This is a genomic window from Tsukamurella sp. TY48, assembly GCF_019656655.1.
Lineage (GTDB): Bacteria > Actinomycetota > Actinomycetes > Mycobacteriales > Mycobacteriaceae > Tsukamurella > Tsukamurella strandjordii.
The window spans coordinates 889949-908130 of sequence record NZ_BPMV01000002.1; the positions used below are offsets into that span (position 1 = coordinate 889949).

General features: G+C 68.5%; 16 protein-coding genes. 9 read left to right on the forward strand and 7 right to left on the reverse strand.

Annotated elements, in window-relative coordinates:
• Window positions 1-17: 17 nt before the first annotated feature.
• Window positions 18-1430: an MFS transporter gene (locus tag TTY48_RS20000; RefSeq protein ID WP_255585849.1), complete on the reverse strand. Its 1413-nt coding sequence runs from the start codon at window positions 1428-1430 to the stop codon at window positions 18-20.
• A 207-nt stretch (window positions 1431-1637) separates the two neighbouring features.
• Here TTY48_RS20000 and TTY48_RS20005 point away from each other — a divergent pair, with 207 nt between their 5' ends.
• Entirely contained in the window at window positions 1638-3263 is a 1626-nt protein-coding gene (locus TTY48_RS20005) for an alkaline phosphatase (RefSeq protein ID WP_220659369.1), read from the forward strand.
• On the opposite strand, the gene TTY48_RS20010 is transcribed toward TTY48_RS20005, so the two are convergent.
• The gene (locus TTY48_RS20010) at window positions 3236-4621 is read right to left on the reverse strand and encodes an LLM class flavin-dependent oxidoreductase (protein ID WP_220659370.1); all 1386 of its coding nucleotides are present in this window, start codon (window positions 4619-4621) and stop codon (window positions 3236-3238) included. The two genes, TTY48_RS20005 and TTY48_RS20010, sit on opposite strands and share 28 nt — an antisense overlap.
• A gap of 62 nt (window positions 4622-4683) precedes the next feature.
• Window positions 4684-5064, reverse strand: a complete 381-nt coding sequence (locus TTY48_RS20015; protein ID WP_220659371.1) for a VOC family protein — start codon at window positions 5062-5064, stop codon at window positions 4684-4686.
• A gap of 39 nt (window positions 5065-5103) precedes the next feature.
• On the opposite strand from TTY48_RS20015, the gene TTY48_RS20020 reads away from it, so the two are divergent.
• From TTY48_RS20020 to TTY48_RS20040, 5 genes are all read left to right on the forward strand, one after another.
• Window positions 5104-5967, forward strand: a complete 864-nt coding sequence (locus TTY48_RS20020; RefSeq protein ID WP_220659372.1) for a ribokinase — start codon at window positions 5104-5106, stop codon at window positions 5965-5967.
• Window positions 5964-6830 (forward strand): virginiamycin B lyase, encoded by an 867-nt coding sequence (locus tag TTY48_RS20025; RefSeq protein WP_220659373.1) that lies wholly within the window; start codon window positions 5964-5966, stop codon window positions 6828-6830. Before TTY48_RS20020 ends, TTY48_RS20025 begins: the two co-directional genes overlap by 4 nt.
• Before the next feature lie 119 nt (window positions 6831-6949).
• Complete coding sequence (gene ectA, locus TTY48_RS20030) at window positions 6950-7480, forward strand: diaminobutyrate acetyltransferase (protein WP_220659374.1); 531 nt, start codon at window positions 6950-6952, stop codon at window positions 7478-7480.
• A 57-nt stretch (window positions 7481-7537) separates the two neighbouring features.
• Window positions 7538-8869 (forward strand): diaminobutyrate--2-oxoglutarate transaminase, encoded by a 1332-nt coding sequence (ectB, locus tag TTY48_RS20035; RefSeq protein ID WP_255585850.1) that lies wholly within the window; start codon window positions 7538-7540, stop codon window positions 8867-8869.
• Window positions 8866-9258, forward strand: a complete 393-nt coding sequence (locus TTY48_RS20040) for an ectoine synthase (RefSeq protein ID WP_220659375.1) — start codon at window positions 8866-8868, stop codon at window positions 9256-9258. Before ectB ends, TTY48_RS20040 begins: the two co-directional genes overlap by 4 nt.
• Window positions 9259-9285: 27 nt before the next feature.
• On the opposite strand, the gene TTY48_RS20045 is transcribed toward TTY48_RS20040, so the two are convergent.
• The 4 genes from TTY48_RS20045 to TTY48_RS20060 form a co-directional block, all read right to left on the reverse strand.
• On the reverse strand, window positions 9286-10764 hold the full coding sequence (locus TTY48_RS20045; protein WP_220659376.1) for an amino acid permease: 1479 nt from the start codon (window positions 10762-10764) through the stop codon (window positions 9286-9288).
• Window positions 10765-10856: 92 nt separating this feature from the next.
• Entirely contained in the window at window positions 10857-11738 is an 882-nt protein-coding gene (locus tag TTY48_RS20050) for a serine/threonine-protein kinase (protein ID WP_220659377.1), read from the reverse strand.
• A 33-nt stretch (window positions 11739-11771) separates the two neighbouring features.
• Window positions 11772-13133 carry an MFS transporter gene (locus tag TTY48_RS20055; RefSeq protein ID WP_220659378.1) on the reverse strand — a complete coding sequence of 454 codons (1362 nt, stop codon included), beginning with the start codon at window positions 13131-13133 and terminating at the stop codon, window positions 11772-11774.
• Window positions 13134-13162: 29 nt separating this feature from the next.
• Window positions 13163-14533 (reverse strand): MFS transporter, encoded by a 1371-nt coding sequence (locus TTY48_RS20060; RefSeq protein ID WP_220659379.1) that lies wholly within the window; start codon window positions 14531-14533, stop codon window positions 13163-13165.
• Between the two features lie 136 nt (window positions 14534-14669).
• Here TTY48_RS20060 and TTY48_RS20065 point away from each other — a divergent pair, with 136 nt between their 5' ends.
• The 3 genes from TTY48_RS20065 (at window position 14670) to TTY48_RS20075 (ending at window position 18182) form a co-directional block, all read left to right on the forward strand.
• The gene (locus TTY48_RS20065) at window positions 14670-15536 is read left to right on the forward strand and encodes a Sir2 family NAD-dependent protein deacetylase (protein ID WP_220659380.1); all 867 of its coding nucleotides are present in this window, start codon (window positions 14670-14672) and stop codon (window positions 15534-15536) included.
• A gap of 11 nt (window positions 15537-15547) precedes the next feature.
• On the forward strand, window positions 15548-17761 hold the full coding sequence (locus TTY48_RS20070; RefSeq protein WP_220659381.1) for a glycoside hydrolase family 3 C-terminal domain-containing protein: 2214 nt from the start codon (window positions 15548-15550) through the stop codon (window positions 17759-17761).
• Window positions 17762-17822: 61 nt separating this feature from the next.
• Window positions 17823-18182: a helix-turn-helix domain-containing protein gene (locus TTY48_RS20075; RefSeq protein WP_220659382.1), complete on the forward strand. Its 360-nt coding sequence runs from the start codon at window positions 17823-17825 to the stop codon at window positions 18180-18182.

The following is an 18182-nucleotide window of genomic DNA, read 5'->3' on the forward strand; positions in this document are numbered from 1 at the left end:
CAGTGTCGCAGCAGCGATCAGGCCGCGGCCTTCGCCTCCTCGATCTGCGCGAGTCGCGTGGCGTTGGTGTCCGGACCGGGTACCTCGGTGCCACGGATCGAGCAGCCCTTGGTCTCCTGCAGGAAGGGCAGTGCGATGAGGCCGATCACGCAGGCGCCCATCATGTAGACCGCCGGGAAGAGGTTCCACCCGGTTCCCTCCACCACGGCGTCGTTCACCAACGGCGCCGTGCCGCCGAACATCGCCGTGGCCACGTTGTAGGAGATCGCGAAGCCCGCGTACCGCACCTGCGTCGGGAACATGGCCGGGAAGGTCGCGGTGATGGTCGACAGCTGCGGGATGTACAGCAGACCCAGCACCACGAATCCGAGTACCGCCCACCAGAACCCCTGGCCCATGAGCCAGAACATGGGTACGGCCATGACGAGCAGGCCGATCAACGAGATCCACCACATCGGTTTGCGGCCGGTGCGGTCGGACAGTGCGCCGAAGAACGGGATGCACAGCGCCATGGCCAGTTGGCCGATCAGCATGAGCACCGAGGTATCCGATTCGGTGAGGCCGATCGTGTTCTGCAGGTACGTGGGCATGTAGGCCAGCAGCGTGTAATTGGCCACGTTGAGCGCGACCACCATGCCGAACATGATCATGATGGGGCGCTTGTAGTCCCGCAGTAGCGAGGTGAAGCGATCCCACGCCGAACCCTGCGCCTCCTGCTCGTCCGCCATCTCCTCGAACACCGGGGTGTCGTCGAGCTGGTTACGCAGGTACCACCCCACGAAGCCCAGTGGAATCGCCACGAAGAACGGGATCCGCCAGCCCCAGGAGTACATCTCCTCGCTGGTCAGGAACTGCTGCATCATCAGCACGAAAGCGGTGCCGCCCGCGAAGCCGCACATGGTGCCGAATTCGAGGAAACTCCCGTACTTTCCGCGTTTGTCGTCGGGCGAGTACTCCGCCATGAAGGTGGCGGCGCCACCGTACTCGCCGCCGGTCGAGAAGCCCTGGACCACGCGCAGGCCGATCAGCAGGATCGGTGCCAGAACACCCACCTGGGCGTACGTCGGGAGCACGCCGATCAGTGCGGTGGAGGTTGCCATCAGCAGAATCGTGGTGGCCAGCACCACTTTCCGGCCGAGTCGATCACCGAGCGGGCCCCAGACGAACCCGCCCAGGGGACGCAGCGCGAACGAGACGGCGAACCCGAGCAGTGTGCCGAGTGTGCCGAGGGTTCCGGGGAAGAACGCTTGAGTCAGATACGCGGTGGTGGCGGCGTAGACGCCGTAGTCGAACCATTCGGTGAAGTTGCCCATCGCTGATGCCGCGATGGCCTTGTGCAGTGTCTTCTTCCGTTCCTGCTCGGTCTCCTGGAGCCCCACTGTCGACAGCGGCGAACTCCCGGACGTTGTTGAGTTATCAGGCATGCTCATCAGCCCCTGGCGTTGGTCACCGTGCGGACCGGGCTGCCTGTGGCTAGACGAGCGGGCCCACCGGACGTGTGATTACCGCGCATTCGACGTTAACAGAGTTGATGTTCGGTTCTCGCCTTCGCCGTTCACCTGGTGGACACCCTCTCCCATCCGCGCTGGTAACCCGGTGTTCGCCGGCCGGGAACTCGGCTGCGCCATCCTCCTCGCATGCCCCTCAGCGATTCTCAGTCCAGCCCGCTTCGATCCGCCTCCTCCCGGCGATCCGTCCTCAAAGCCGGTGCCGCCGGCGCGCTCCTGATCCCCGCGGGATCACTCCTGGCCGCGTGCGGCGGATCGTCCTCGACGGGGGCCGGCGCGTCGTCGTCCGGGCTGGTCACGGGCCGGCCGAACCTGACCCACGGCATCGCCTCGGGCGATCCGCGCACCGACGGCGCGCTGATCTGGGCGCGGTCCGATGCACCCGCGCGGATGATCGTGGAGACCGCGTCGTCGGAGTCCTTCTCCAATGCCCGCCGCTTCGAGGGACCGCAGCTCGATCCGTCGAGCGACGGTGCGGGCCGGTTCCGCATCACGGGTCTGGAATCCGGCCAGACGGTGCACTATCGGGTCACCCTGGAGGGCGAGAACGGCGCGCGCTCCGAGCAGCTCAGCGGCACCTTCCGCACGGCGCCGTCCGCGGCGCAGAACATCAAGTTCGCCTGGTCGGGGGACGTGGTGGGCCAGGGCTGGGGCATCAACCGGGACGGCGGAATGGCGATCATGGGGGCAATCGCCGATGGCCGCCCCGACTTCTTCCTGCACTCCGGCGACGCCATCTACGCGGACAACCCCGTCCCCGAGACGCAGAAGCAGAACGACGGCGGCATCTACCGGAACGTGACCTCCGATGCGAAGAGCCGGGTGGCGCAGACCCTGAACGATTTCCGGGGGAACTACGCCTACAACCTCACCGATGACCACTACCGCCGGTTCGCGGCGACCGTGCCGCAGTTGATCCAGTGGGACGACCACGAGGTGGTCAACAACTGGTACCCGGGCGAGAGCCTCGCCGGACAGAACCGCAAGGGCTACACGGAGACCGACGTGAACAAGCTCGCCGATGCGGCGTACCAGGCGTGGCGGGAATGGCAGCCCGTCCAGCCCACCGAGGCCGCCGACGGCAGGCTCTACCGCAAGATCTCGTACGGCCCGCTCCTGGACGTCTTCGTCCTCGATATGCGCAGCTACAAGGACCCCAACCCGAATGCCTGGGCGCAGTCCAACGACGCCGGCATCCTGGGCGCGAAGCAGACGCAGTGGCTGATCGACGGACTGACCTCGTCGACCGCGGTGTGGAAGGTGGTGGCCAACGATCTGCCGCTGAGCATCGTGGTCCCCGACGCCGCCACCGATCCCAAGGACGGCGGCCCGAAGTCGATGGAAGCCGTGGCCCAGGGCGAGAACGGCGCCCCGCTGGGCCGTGAGATCGCCTTCTCCCGCATCCTGTCCCAGACCAAGGACGTCCGGAACATCGTCTACCTGACGGCCGATGTGCACTACACCGCCGCGATCTCGTACCACCCCGATCGCGCGGGATTCCAGGACTTCTCGCCGTTCTGGGAGTTCGTCTCCGGTCCGCTCAACGCCGGCGCCTTCCCGAAGAGCCCGCTGGACGGCACCTTCGGCGCCCAGTACGAGTTCGTGCACGCACCGGACAAGGCGAACGTCTCCCCCGCCGAGGGATTCCAGCACTACGGCGAGGTGACGATCGATGCCGGTTCCCGCGCGCTCACGGTGAACCTGCGCGACGCCAAGGGCGCGGCGCTCTACACCAAGGAGTTGGCACCGGCGTAACGGAAGCGCTGGGCGGGGTGATCGGCCGCGAGCCGGTCACCCTGCCCGAAGAGCTTGTGCCGCAGGGTGCCAGGCACGTACTCGCTGGGGTACACGCCCCGGCGGCGCAGCTCGGGGACGATGAACTCGACGATGTCCTCGAACGTGCCGGGGGTGATGGCGTAGGCCAGGTTGAATCCGTCCACGTCGGTCTCCTCGACCCATTCCTGCAGTTCATCGGCCACCCGCTCAGCGGAGCCGACCAGTACCGGCCCCATGCCGCCGATGCGGCCCCACTTGCCGATGTCCTCGACCGTCCACTCCTTGCCCGACGGGTCGGCCTGCTGGAAGTTGGAGACCGCCGAGATGATGGCGTTGGACTGCACATCGCCCACGGGGTCGCTCGGGTCGTAGGCGCCCAGGTCCACGCCCATCCACCCGGACATGAAGACCAGCGAGCCCTCGATGCTGGCGTACCGGTGGTACTCCTCGAGTTTCGCCTGCGCCTTCGCCTCCGTCTCGTCGGTGACGATGGTCAGCAGGGTGTAGACCTTGGCCGAGTACGGATCGCGGCCGTTGGCGACGAGGCCCTCGCGGATCGTGCGGACGAGCTTCTTCAGAATCTCCTTGGTGGGCGCCGCGACGAAGATCGCCTCGGCGTTCCCGGTCGCGAACTTCAGCCCGCGCGGCGACGCCCCCGCCTGGTAGATGACCGGGGAGCGCTGCGGCGAGGGCTCACCCACGTGGATGCCGGGGACGTCGAAGTACTTGCCGTGGTGGTTGATCGGATGCACTTTCGACGGGTCGGTGAAGACGCCGCTCTCGCGGTCGCGGATCACCGCGTCGTCCTCCCACGAGCCCTCCCACAGCTTGTACAGCACCTCGAGGTACTCGTCGGCGTGGTCGTAGCGCTCGTCGTGCTGGAGCTGATCCAACTGCCCCATGTTCTGTGCCGCGGAGGGCAGGTAGCCGGTCACCACGTTCCACCCGATCCGGCCGTTGGTCAGGTGATCGAGGGTGGTCAGCCTGCGGGCGAACGGGAAGGGGTGCTCGAAGCCCGTGCCGGCGGTGATGCCGATACCGAGGTGCTCCGTGGCGCCCGCGATGGCCGAGGCGAGCAGAATCGGGTCCGACACGGGCACCTGGGCGGCGTGCCTGATCGCGGCGTCGCCGTTGCCCTTGTAGGAGTCGTAGATCCCCAGCACGTCGGCGATGAAGATGCCGTCGAAGGTGCCCCGCTCCAACAGCTTCGCCAGGTCCGTCCAGTAGCCGAGTTCCTTGTAGCGATGCGACTGATCCTTCGGGTGCCGCCACAGCCCCGGGGACTGGTGCGCGACGCAGTTCATGTCGAAGGCGTTGAAACGGATCTGACGGGTCATGGTGGCCGACGCTAGGCCGCGCGGCTTCCGCCGCCCACCGTTGCGCTCAGTCTGACGCCAGATCAGGCCAGGTTCAACTGCCAGGACACCCCGAACCGATCGGCCACCCACGCGAACGCGGTCGAGAAACCGTAGGAGTCCAGCGGCATCAGGGTGGCGCCGTCCGCACCGAGCGCCGTGGTGAGCCGTTCGAGTTCGGCGCGATCGTCGCAGTCCACGAACAGCGAGTTCGAGGGCGTGAAATCGAAGGCGTGCGGCACCGAACTGTCGCTGACCAGCACGCGCTGCCCCTTCAGATCCAGCTCGGCGAGCTGGATGCCGTGCGCCGGATCGGGGTGCGGCGTCGAGGAGATCACCTCGCCGCCGAAGGTCGCGGTGTACAGCTCGATGGCGGCGGCGGCCTTGCCGCCCTGGAACATGAGGAAGGGTCGAATCGTGGTCATCCTTCGAGGCTAGGCCGCGGCGGGCCGTAGGGTGCGGGCATGACGTCGGTGGTGGTGGTCGGCAGTATCAATCTGGACGTGGTCACGGTGTGCGATCGGTTTCCGCAGCCTGGCGAGACCATCACCGGGGTGTCGGTCTCGTTCGGGCAGGGCGGCAAGGGCGCGAATCAGGCGCGGTCGGCGGCCCGCGCGGGCGCTCGGACGGTGTTCGTGGGCGCGGTCGGTGACGACGATGCCGCCGAGACCGTGCTCGGCTCGCTGACCGCGGCGGGCGTCGACGTCTCCCCCGTGCGACGAGTCCCGGGCAGCACCGGGTTCGCGAACGTCACGGTGGACGGGACCGGCGAGAACCACATCATCGTGGTGCCCGCGGCGAACGCCGAGGTCGAGCTCGACGATGCCGCCCGCGCGGCGATCACCGCGGCCGATGTCCTGCTGCTGCAACTGGAGATCCCGCTTCCGGTGGTCACGGAGGCGGCTCGGACCGCCCGCGCGAGCGGCACGACGGTCCTGCTCAACCCCTCTCCCGTGCAACCGATCCCCGACGAGTTGGTCGAACTCCTCGACGCGGTGATCGTCAACCGCGACGAGGCGGCGGCGCTGGCGGAGGCGATCGCGACCGTGCCGCAGGTGATCACCACACTCGGTGGCGCCGGCGCGCGCGCCACGTCGCCGGAGGGCACCGTCGAGTCACCCGGCTTCGAGGTGCGCGTCGTCGACACCACCGGCGCGGGCGATGCCTTCGCGGGTGCGCTGGCGGCGAACTGGAATCGCCCTCCCGCGGAACGCATCCTGCGCGCCAACGCCGCGGGGGCGCTCACCGCCACGGCCCCCGGGGCGGCGGCCGCCCCCTCGAGGGCCGATGTGGACGCCTTCCTCGCCGAGCAGGGCCCCGCCCGATGAGCGTGACGGTCTACGAGGTGGGCACAGGAGGGCCGTACGCCCTCACCACCGGACCCGATGGCGCGGTGTGGTTCACGCTGGTCGAGAGCGGGGAGATCGGCAGGTTCGACCCGCGGACGCAGTCCACGACCCGGTTCGCCGTGGGTGAGGGTACCGGCCCCACCGTGATCACCGTGGGCCCCGACGACACCCTGTGGTTCACCGAGTACCGCGCGCATCGCCTCGGCCGAATCACCGTGTCCGGTGAGGTCACCCACCACGACCTCGCCGCGGGCAGTGGTCCGTTCGGTATCGCGCCGGGCCCGGACGGAGCGCTGTGGTTCACCCAGACCGCCACCGACCGGATCGGCCGGATCACCGTTTCCGGTGAGATCACCGAGTTCGAGATTCCCCACCGGGGATCGTTCCCGTCGGCGATCACCGCCGGGCCCGACGGGGCGCTCTGGTTCACCCTGAACGGGGCGAACGCGATCGGCCGCATCGATGCGCGGGGCGAGCTGCGAGTCCACCCGCTCGAAGCGGGAAGTGCCCCCGTGGGAATCTGCTCCGCGCCCGATGGGTCACTGCGGTTCGTCGAGATCGGCGCGGGACGGATCGGACAAATCACGCCCGACGGCGCCGTCTCGCACATCGACCTCCCGGACCCGACCGTGCGCCCGCATGCGATCTGTGCAGCTGCCGATGGCACCGTGTGGTTCACCGAGTGGGCGGGAAACGCCGTCTCGTCGATCGATCCGGCGGGTACCCTCAGCCGCTTCGACCTGGTGGTTCCCGGTGCGGAACCGCACGGCATCGCGGTCGGTGCCGACGGTGCGATCTGGGCCGCCCTGGAATCCGGGGCACTCGCTCGGATCCTGCCCTGAACCACATCGATGTGACCCATGTCACAACACCCCGTCTCTCTGGGGATACGTCAGGGTTTCGAAGGGCAGTTTCGAGCGCGAGGTGATTTCGCGGCGGCCGGTTGTTAGCGTCGAAATCGATGAGCCCGTCTCACAAGAGCAATTCCACAGCCACCGCGAACGCGGGGGTCAGCACCCGGCACCCATCGCTCGACGATGGAGTGCGGCTGTGGGAGATCGCCCGAGACACGGCAGTTCTCGACCTCAATTCGACGTACGCGTACACACTGTGGTGCCGCGATTTCGCGGACACCTCGATCGTGGCCGAGCACGACGGCGCGGTCGCCGGATTCGTCTCCGGCTACCGTCGTCCCGAACGCCCGGACACGCTCTTCGTCTGGCAGGTGGCCGTAGATGCGGCCCACCGCGGCCACGGCATCGCGTCCCGAATGCTCATCGACCTGTTGGACAGTCTTGCGGTGGCGGGCGTGACTCGCCTGGAGACCACGATCACCGCGTCCAACACGGCGTCCCAGGAGCTGTTCGGCTCCGTGGCCAAGCGACGTCGTTCCACTCTGACGGTGCGCGACCTGTTCGCCTCGCACCACATCTCCCCCAACGAATCCGACCCCCACGAGCCGGAGCAGCTGTACACCATCGACCCCGTCTGACGGTCTCCGTCCGACGACTGCCGATACCCGCTGACTCCTGGTCACTAGGAGGATCACATGTCCACTCTGACCGATGGAACCATCCGTACCGAGGACTTCCCCGCACAGCGCGAGGTGAGCATCGGGCAGGGCTTCGACGCCGACATCTTCGACAAGCGCGAGTCCGAGGTCCGTAGCTACTCGCGCTCGTGGCCGGCTGTTTTCGACAAGGCCGAGGGCGCGTGGCTGCAGGACACGGAGGGCAACCGCTACCTCGACTTCTTCGCCGGCGCCGGTGCGCTGAACTACGGGCACAACAACCCGATCCTGCGCGACGCGCTGGTCGACTACATCACCAGCGGCCGCATCACGCACGGTCTCGACATGTCGACGGTGGCCAAGGGCGAGTTCCTGCAGACCTTCCAGGACAAGATCCTGGCGCCGCGCGGGCTCGACTACAAGGTGCAGTTCCCCGGCCCGACCGGCGCGAACACCGTGGAGGCCGCGCTGAAGCTGGCCCGTAAGGTGACCGGCCGCGAGTCGGTGGTCAACTTCACCAACGCCTTCCACGGCATGACCCTCGGCGCCCTGTCGGTGACCGGCAACTCGATGAAGCGGGCCGGTGCCGGTGTGCCCCTGGTGCATTCGACGCCGATGCCCTTCGACAACTACTTCGACGGCACCGTCCCGGACTTCTCCTGGTTCGAGCGGCTGCTGGAGGATTCGGGCAGTGGTCTGAATCTGCCCGCCGCGGCGATCGTCGAGACCGTGCAGGGCGAGGGCGGCGTCAACGTCGCTCGCGCGGAGTGGCTCCGCGCGCTCGCCGATCTGCTCAAGCGCCACGACATCCTGCTCATCGTCGATGACGTGCAGATGGGCTGCGGCCGCACCGGACCGTTCTTCTCGTTCGAGGAGGCCGGGATCACCCCCGATATCGTGACCCTCTCGAAGTCGATCGGCGGTTACGGCCTGCCGATGGCGCTCACCCTGCTCAAGCCGGAGCTGGACGTGTGGCTCCCCGGCGAGCACAACGGCACCTTCCGCGGTAACAACCCCGCGTTCGTGACCGCCAAGGCCGCGATCGACGCCTACTGGTCGGACGACACCCTCGAGAAGGAGACGCTCCGCAAGGGCGCGCTCATCGAGCGGCGCTTCCAGGCGCTGGTCGAGGCATACCCCGGCGAGTTGTCCACCCGCGGCCGTGGTCTGGTGCAGGGCCTGTCCTTCACCACGCCGGAGAAGGCGGGCGAGGCCTGTGCCGCCGCGTACCGTCTGGGCCTGCTCGCCGAGTCCTCGGGCCCGCGCGACGAGGTGGTCAAGCTGCTGCCGCCGCTCACCATCACCGACGGTGAGCTGGAGCAGGGCCTCGACCTGCTGGAGGCGGCCGTGGCGGAGGTGCTGTCGCGATGATCGTGCGCACCACCGACGAGATCACCGGCACCGATCGCGATGTGGCGGCCGGCAACTGGCGCAGCAAGCGGATCGTGCTGGGCGGCGATAAGGTGGGCTTCTCGTTCCACGAGACCACCATCGAGCCGGGGACCGTCAACGAGTTCCACTACGCCAACCACGTCGAGGCCGTATGGCTGGTGGAGGGCGAGGGCACCCTGCTCGACCGGGAGACCGGCGTGGAGTACCCGCTCGCTCCCGGCACCATGTACCTGCTCGACGGCAACGAGCGGCACACCGTGACCACCCGCACCCGCATGCGGATGCTGTGCGTCTTCAACCCGCCCGTGGTGGGCACCGAGGTGCACGACGAGAACGGCGTGTACCCCCTGGTCGCCGTGCCCGAATAGCACAGGACTCCAACCGATCCCCGTCGATCACTCCTCCTTCTTGGAGTGGTCGGCGGGGATCGGCGGTTCCGGGACCACCGGGTAGTTGCCGGTGAAGCCCTCGCGTTCCGCGGCGATCGCCATGACCCGTCCGCGCACGGCGTACCAACCACCGATCAGCATCGGCACGAGGGCCACGATCGCGATGAGATTCCAGTAGTTCACGTAGCACATGATGACGACCACGACCGCCAGGAAGAGCAGCGATGCGTAGCTCGTCCACGGCGAGAGCGGCTGCCGGAAGGCGGGCCGGGTGACGATGCCGCGATCGGCCCAGCGGTGCAGCTGGATCTGGCAGAGCAGGATCATCGCCCAGGTGGCGATGATGCCGAGCGCCGACAGATCGAGCGCGATGTTGAAGGCCTCCTCCGGCACGAACAGGTTCAGCACCACCCCGAGCAGGGTGAGCGCCCCGGTCAGGGCGATGCCACCGAAAGGCACGCCGTTGCGGTTCATCCGGCCGGTGAACGCCGGCCCGCTGCCGTTGAGCGCCATCGACCGCAGGATCCGGCCCGTCGAGTACAGCCCCGCGTTGAGGCTCGACAGGGCCGCGGTGAGCACCACGATGTTCATCACATCGCCCGCGTACGGAACACCGATCTTGGAGAAGAAGGTGACGAACGGGCTCGTCCCCTTGACGAATTCGGTGTAGGGCACGAGCAGGGCCAGCAGGATCAGTGACCCCACGTAGAACACCGCGATGCGGATGATCACCGAGTTGATCGCGCGCGGCATCACCTTCGCCGGTTCGGCGGTCTCGCCGGCGGCGATGCCCACGAGTTCGACTGCGGCGTAGGCGAAGACCACGCCGGAGACCACGAGCACCAGCGACAGCGTGCCCTGCGGGAACAGGCCACCGTTGTCGGTGATCACCGACAATCCGGTGGCGCGGCCGTCCACCTCGGTGCGGCTCGCGAGGAACACCACCCCGACCACGAGGAAGCCGACGAGGGCGACGACCTTGATGATCGCCGCCCAGAACTCCAGCTCACCGAACATCTTCACCGAGATCACGTTCATCGCCATCACCACGCCCAGTGCGATGAGCGCGATGAGCCACTGCGGTACGGACTTGAAAGCGCCCCAGTAGTGCACGTACAGCGCGATCGCCGTGACATCGACGATCGCGGTCGCCGCCCAGTTGAAGAAGTACAACCAGCCGGTGACGAAAGCAGTCTTCTCCCCGAAGAACTCGCGAGCGTACGAGACGAAGGACCCCGACGACGGCCGGTGCAGCACGAGCTCGCCGAGCGCGCGCAGGATGAAGAAGACCACGATGCCGCACGCGGCGTAGACGAGGAACAGGCCTGGTCCCGCGTCGCGGAGTCTGCCGCCGGCGCCCATGAACAGGCCGGTACCGATGGCGCCGCCGATGGCGATCATCTGGATCTGCCTCGGTGTGAGGCTCTTGTGGTAGCCCTCCTCCTCGTGGGCGAGGGCGGAATTGTCGTAGTCGGTCTGAGTCACGGTCCGGGACTCCCTTTCGCCGCAGTGTGGTCGACTGCGACGAAACTAGAAACTCCGTATGACGGCGAGGGGACCCGCGTGTTACAGGCGCACTAACGACGATGACGACGCCCGCGCGGTGGCGGCTCGACGTCGCGCAGGGTGCGCGCCAGGATCCCCGCCAGCTCGCCGCACGTCTGATACCGGTCCTCCGGTCGCTTGGCGAGGGCCTTCGCGAACACCGCGGTGAGCGACCGCGGCAGCCACGGACGCACCCCGTCCGGAGCGGGTGGCGCCGCGTGCAGATGCGCGAAAGTGGTCGCCAGTCGGGTGGCGCGCGGATAGGGCGGTGCGCCGGTGAGCAGTTCGAAGGCGGTGGCCGCGAAGCCGTACTCATCGGTGGCGGGGATCGCCGGGCCGCCCCGCAGCGACTCGGGCGCCGCATAGCCGATCGACAGGTCGACGGTGCCCTCGACCCACGCCGTCCCCGCCTCGTCGACGGCGATGCCGAAGTCGGTGAGGAACCCGCTCGCCCCGTCCTCACCGATCTCCACCAGGATGTTCCCCGGCTTCACGTCGCGGTGCACGATGCCCTGTCCATGGGCGGCGTCGAGCGCACTCGCGACGTCCGCCAGCAGGCCGACGACCGCGGGGAGATCCGGCTCCGATCCGCCGCGCGGCACCAGGGCGGTGGCGGGCGGGCCGTCCACGTACCGCAGCGCCAGCCAGTCCCGCGGCGTGGACAGCTCGGCACCGTCGCGCCGAACGTGCGACCGCCCCCGCGCGATGACCGGCACCACATGGGGATCGCTGAACTCCGCCCCGATCGCCGCCTCGCGATCCATCCGCGCCGCGGCCGAACCGTCGTGCGCGCGGGCGATCTTGAGCGCCACCGCTCGGCCCGCGTTCTCCGCGAGAAAGACATCGGCCGACCCGCCCACCCCGATCGGCCGCAGCAACAGGTAGTCGGCGAGCACGTCCCCGGCGGTGAGCACGACCATCAGGATACGAACCGTCGACCCGCCCGGCTACTTCACCGGATCGGGGACGAAGGCGCTGCCCCGCTCGCGGTCGAGGAAGGTCTCGGACTTGTTGCGCAGGCAGAAGATGTACACCGCCAGCGAGATCGCGATCGTGATGGTGACGTAGGCGATGAACCAGGGCACGTGCCCCGACTTCTTCGCCGCCTCGTAGATCAGCGGCGCGGTGCCGCCGAAGATCGAGTTGGCCAGCGCGTAGCCCAGGCCCACCCCCAGGGCGCGGACGTGCGACGGGAACAGCTCCGCCTTCACCAGGGCGTTGATCGAGGTGTACCCGGTGAGGATCACGTAGCTCACGCACACCATGGTGAGCGAGGCGATCGCCACGTGCAGCGTGGGCAAGTAGGTGATGAGGAAGTAGGTGTAGGTGACACCGCCCACGCCGAAGAAGATCAGCATCGGCTTGCGGCCGATCTTGTCGCTGATCATGCCGCCGATCGGCTGGATCACCATGAGGAAGATCAACCCGATGAGGTTGACCCAGGTGGCCGTGAAGGCGTGATCGGTGTACGCGCTCTTGATGATCGCCGGAGCGTTCACGCTGTACACGTAGAAGGCCAGCGTGCCGCCCATCGTGATGAGGAAGCACAGCACGAGCTGACGCCAGTATCCGCCGAACAGCTCACGCATGGTGCCCGACGAGGTGTCCTCCCCCTCGCGCACCGCCGCGAGCTGCTCCTCCGACAGCGACTCGTCCATCGTGCGGCGCAACCAGAAGACCACGATCGCCGCGATGCCACCGATGAAGAAGGCGATGCGCCAACCGAAGTCGGAGACCTGGTCCTTGGTGAACAGCGCCAGCAGGATGAGGAGGGTGAACTGCGCCAGCACGTGGCCGCCCACCAGCGTCACGTACTGGAAGGACGAGAAGAAGCCGCGCCGCTCCCTGGTGGCGGCCTCGGACATGTACGTGGCCGAGGTGCCGTACTCACCGCCCGTGGCGAATCCCTGCACGAGGCGGCACAGCACCAGGATCACCGCGGCGGCCACGCCGATCGTCTCCCGTCCCGGGACCACGGCGATGATGAACGAACAGGCGGCCATCAGGGAGACGCTCATGGTGAGCGCGGCGCGGCGCCCCCGCCGGTCCGCGAAGCGGCCGAAGAACCACGACCCGACGGGCCGCATGATGAACGTGACCGCGAAGATCGCGTACACGTACAGCGTGGAGTTCTTATCGGCCTTATCGAAGAACTGACTCTCGAAATAGGTCGCGAACACGGTGTAGACATAAACGTCATACCATTCAACCAAGTTGCCACTGGAGCCGCGAAGCGTGTTCCACACCGCTCGCCGGGTCTCCGCCCGTGACGAAACCGGCTCTCTCGCCTCGCCTTCGGTATCTGTCATGTGCACCGCCTCCTGCATCTGTTCACCCGCTAGATCGCGTCGGCCGAGCGGCCGGTACTCCGGTGCCCCAGCGCAGCCACGGTCACCATCAGCCCGAACATCGCAGCGGCCACCACCGCGAACACCCACACGCTGCCATGCTCGTCCAGCACCGGAAGCAGAATGAACGGAAGGAACGCCGTCACGAGCTTGGTGAGTGAGTACGCCGCCCCGGCTGCCGTGCCCCGGATCGCCGTGGGGTAGGAATCGGCCAGGTACACGTGATAGGCGTTCGAGAACAGGTTCGATGCCAGCGTGTACAGGAAGCCGGCGATCACGATCTGCGCCGGACTCGATGCGAAGCCGAACCACAGACCGAACGCGGCCATGAGCCCCGCCGACCCGATCACCAGGTACCGGCGCTCCACTCGTTCGACGATCGGCATCGCCAGCGCCGCCCCCAGCGGGTACCCGATGTACGACAGCGCGACGAACAACAGCGAGGTCTGGATCGAATACCCCTTCGCCACCAGCACCAGCGGCGCGATGGTGCCGAAGCCGTAGTACCCGAAGACCTCGAGCGCCGAGACGATCCACAGCATCACCGTGCGGCGCCGATAGGGAGGGCGGAAGAGGTCGGCGATCGATATCGACTGCGCGGTCACCGGCCTGAGGTGCGGATCGGGCTGTGCCAGCGCCTTCCCCTCCTTGACCGCCTGCTCCTCCAACCGCCGGACGATGGCGTCGGCCTCGTCGTAGCGTCCCTGTGCCTCCAGCCAACGCGGCGATTCGGGCAGCCCCCGGCGGACGAGCCACACCAGGAAGGATCCGAGCGCGCCGAAGACGAAGAGCAGTCTCCACCCCGCCACATCGACCGATCCCAGGTGGAAGGTGTGCGGGGTCAGCCAGCGCGCCGCGAAGCCCACCACGGGAACACCGAGGAAGGACACCGTGTACGCGAGCGAGATGTACTTCCCTCGGACGTTCTTCGGGAGGAGGTCCGACAGGTAGGAGTCGGCGAGCGCGAACTCGCCGCCGATGCCGATGCCCGCGATGAACCGGGTGACCACCAGGAACGAGACGTTCGGGCTGAACGCGCCCGCCAGCGACATCGCCGAATAGATGGCCAGGTTGATCATGAAGGCGCGGCGGCGTCCCACCCGGTCGGCGAGCCGGCCCATGAGCAGTGCGCCGAGGAACTGGCCGATGAACGCCGAGGCCAGCAGGATCTTCAGCTGCTCCGGCCCCAGCGCGAAGTCGCGACGCAGCACCGTCGCGATGGTCGCGGCCAGGAAGTTTTCGTACTGGTCGAAGAACAGGCCGAGTCCGATCACGCCGACCGCGGCGAAGTGCAGCCTGGTCATCGGCAGCCGATCGAGGCGGGCGGCGATCGACGGCACCGATGTCGTTTCCGTGGACATCCTCACAAGGTACTTCGGCTCTCGAAGCCTCTCGCGGTACGCCCGCCCATGTCACAGACATTCCGGGCATCGGCGACGCCACCGCGACCGCGATGACTCCGTCCGCCCTGCGGCTGCAACGGCGTAGAATCGACTCGTGCGCACCGCGATACCCGCCTGGGAACCCGCGGAGCCGACTGTGCCCGACGACGACTACGCCGACCGGCTCCACTCGGCGGCACAACTGCTCCACGGCCGCCGGATCGTCGCCCTCACCGGCGCCGGCGTCTCCACGGCCTCCGGAATCCCGGACTACCGCAGCCCGGGGGCGCCACGCCGCACCCCGATGACCCTGCAACAATTCCTCGGCTCGCCCGAGTTCCGCAGCCGGTACTGGGCGCGCAACCACCTCGGATGGCGGCACATGGATTCGGCAGTTCCGAACGCCGCGCACCGCGGGCTCGCCGCGCTGCCCGGCGTGACGGGTGTGATCACGCAGAACGTGGACCTGCTGCACCTGAAGGCCGGCTCGCGCGGCGTGATCGATCTGCACGGCAACTACGCCCAGGTGCGCTGCCTGAGCTGTGATCACCGGATCAGCCGGCATCGTTTGCACACGATCCTGGAGCCGCTCAACGCGGGCTTCTCCGCGCGCATCGCGGGCCGCGGCGCGCTCGAGGTGGCGCCCGACGCCGATGTGGTGGTCGAAGACACCACCGACTTCACCATGGTGGACTGCGGCCGGTGCGGCGGCATCCTCAAACCCGACATCGTCTACTTCGGTGAGTCGGTGCCCAAGCCCCGTGTAGCCCGGGCCTTCTCGGCGGTCGACGATGCGGACGCCCTGCTCGTGCTGGGCACCTCGCTGACCGTCATGTCCGGCCTGCGCTTCGTGCGGCACGCACACAAGCACGGCAAGCCGATCGTCATCGTCAACCGGGGCCGCACCCGCGGGGACGAGCTCGCCGATGTCACCGTGGACGTCGACGTGGCCACCGCCCTGGACGCACTCGCGCACCACTGAGAGGACAGCCCATGACCGCCGCCGACGATCTCCCCCTCGAGGACCGGGCCCGCCTGCTGACGGGTGCCGACTTCTGGACGACCGCGGCGGTGCCCGAAGCGGGAGTGCCCGCGATGGTCCTCACCGACGGCCCGCACGGGGTACGCCGGCAGATCGGATCCGCCGATCATCTCGGACTGAACGCGGCGGCACCGGCCACCTGCTTCCCGCCGGCGGTGGCCGTCGGGTCGAGCTGGAACCCCGATCTCGCGCGCCGCATCGGCGCCGCCATCGCCGTGGAGGCCCGCGCCCTCGGCGTGACGATAGCGCTCGGTCCCGGGGTGAACATCAAACGCCATCCGTTGTGCGGCAGGAACTTCGAGTACTACTCCGAGGACCCACTGCTCGCGGGTGTGCTCGGCGCGGCCCACGTGACCGGACAGCAGGGCGGCGGCACGGGAGCCTCGGTCAAGCATTTCGCGGTGAACAACCAGGAGACCGAGCGGATGCGGATCAGCGTCGACGTGGACACGCGCACGCTGCGGGAGATCTATCTCCCCGCCTTCGAGCGGATCGTCACCGAGGCCGCCCCCGCCACCGTGATGTGCTCGTACAACCGGATCGCGGGCACCTACGCCTCGGAGAACACCTGGCTGCTCACCACACTGCTGCGCGAGGAGTGGGGCTTCCGGGGGCTCGTGGTCTCCGACTGGGGCGCCGTGCACGACCGGGTCGCCGCCCTGCGCGCCGGACTCGACCTGGAGATGCCGCACGCGCCGCGCAGCGTCGAGCAGGTGGTGAGCGCCGTGGGATCCGGCGACCTCGATGCCGCCACCGCGACCATCTCCGCACAGCGGGTGCTCGACCTCGCGCGGTACGCACCGTCGGACCAGGAGCCCGCACCGGACGTGCAGGCGCACCACGACCTCGCCCGTGCGGCCGCCGCGGAGTGCGCCGTGCTGCTGCGCAACGAGAACTCCGCCCTGCCCCTCGGCCCGGACTCCGGGCGCATCGCCGTGATCGGCGAGCTGGCGCGCACACCGCGGTACCAGGGAGGCGGGTCGAGCCACATCACCGCGACCCGCGTCGACGTGCCTCTCGACGAGATCAACACGCGCGCAGCCACGATCGGCGTGAACACCGAGTTCGCCGCCGGATACGCGCTCGACCGCGACGACGCCGCCCTGCGCGCCGAGGCCTCGGCCGTCGCCGCCCGCAGCGACATCGCAGTCGTCTTCGCCGGGCTCACCGAGACCGAGGAGTCCGAGGGCTTCGACCGCCCGAGCCTCGCGATCGCACCGCACCAGGTGGAGCTCCTGCGGGCCGTGGCCGGGGCCGCACCGCGCACCGTCGTGGTCCTGGTCGGCGGCGGGGTCGTCGAGCTCGAGCCCTGGCACGACGAGGTGGACGCCATCCTCGAGGCCTTCCTGCTCGGCCAGGGCGGCGGCGCGGCGATCGCCGACCTGCTGTTCGGGATCGCGGCACCGTCGGGCAGGCTCGCCGAGACCATCCCCCGGCGCATCGAGGACACCCCCGCGTTCGGCAACTTCCCCGGCGAGCTGGGCACCGTCCGGTACGGCGAGGGCCTCCTGGTGGGCTACCGCTGGTACGAGACCCGCGACATCGCGCCCCGGTATCCCTTCGGGCACGGCCTGGGGTACACCACGTTCGATATCAGCGGCCTCGAAGTGGTTGCCACCGGAGCCGATTCCGCGACCGCCCGGGTGACGGTGACGAACACGGGCACCCGGGCCGGACATCACGTGGTCCAGCTGTACATCGGTTCCGATGCCGGTGCCGTCTTCCGGCCGCGACGCGCACTCGCCGCGTTCCGCAAGGTCGAGCTCGTCCCAGGAGCGAGCACCGTCGTCGAATTCGACCTGCCACGAAGGGCATTCGCGCACTACGACGTGTCCCGTGCGGACTGGGCGGTCCCGGGCGGGACGTACCGCATCGACGCCGGGCACAGCAGCCGCGACATCGCGGCCGTCGCCGAGATCCGGCTCGACGGAGACGTGCTCGTCGAACGCTTGGGCATGGACTCGACGATCGCCGAATGGGCGGCGCACCCCCTGGCGGGCGAGGCCTTCCGGACGGCGCTCGCCGACTCCGCGGGTGGCCTGCCGATCGACCAGCTCCTCGAACTCGCCGGGTCGATGCCCCTCGGTAAGGCCCTCGACATGATTCCCGGGCCCGGCGGCGAGGAGGCCCGCGCCCACGTCGAGACCATGATCGCGGCGCAGTGAGCCGCGCTGCTCACAGCGGATCGGCTACCTGAGCGGCCGCATCGCGTCGTAGCCTTCGACCATGGAGACGCGCACCGACGGCGAGGCCCTGTTCCGGCACGAACTGGGATCGCAGCTGCGTCGGTTGCGGCATCAGCGCGGCGAGCGCCTCGCCGACACCGCACGCCGCGCCGGCATCTCGCCGCAGTACCTGTCCGAGGTGGAACGCGGCCTCAAGGACCCGTCCAGCGAGATGCTCGCGGCCATCACCGGCGCGCTCGGCGCCCCGGTCGGCGAGGTGATCGTCGCCGTCGGGCTCCAGCTGCGCACGGTCCGCCGGCCCACCCGACTGCACCTCGTTCCCACCGGCACCGTCGCCACCCCGGTGCCGCAGGCGCCACGCGGCGTGCAGGCGCACTCCCCCGTGCTGCGCGCCGCCTGA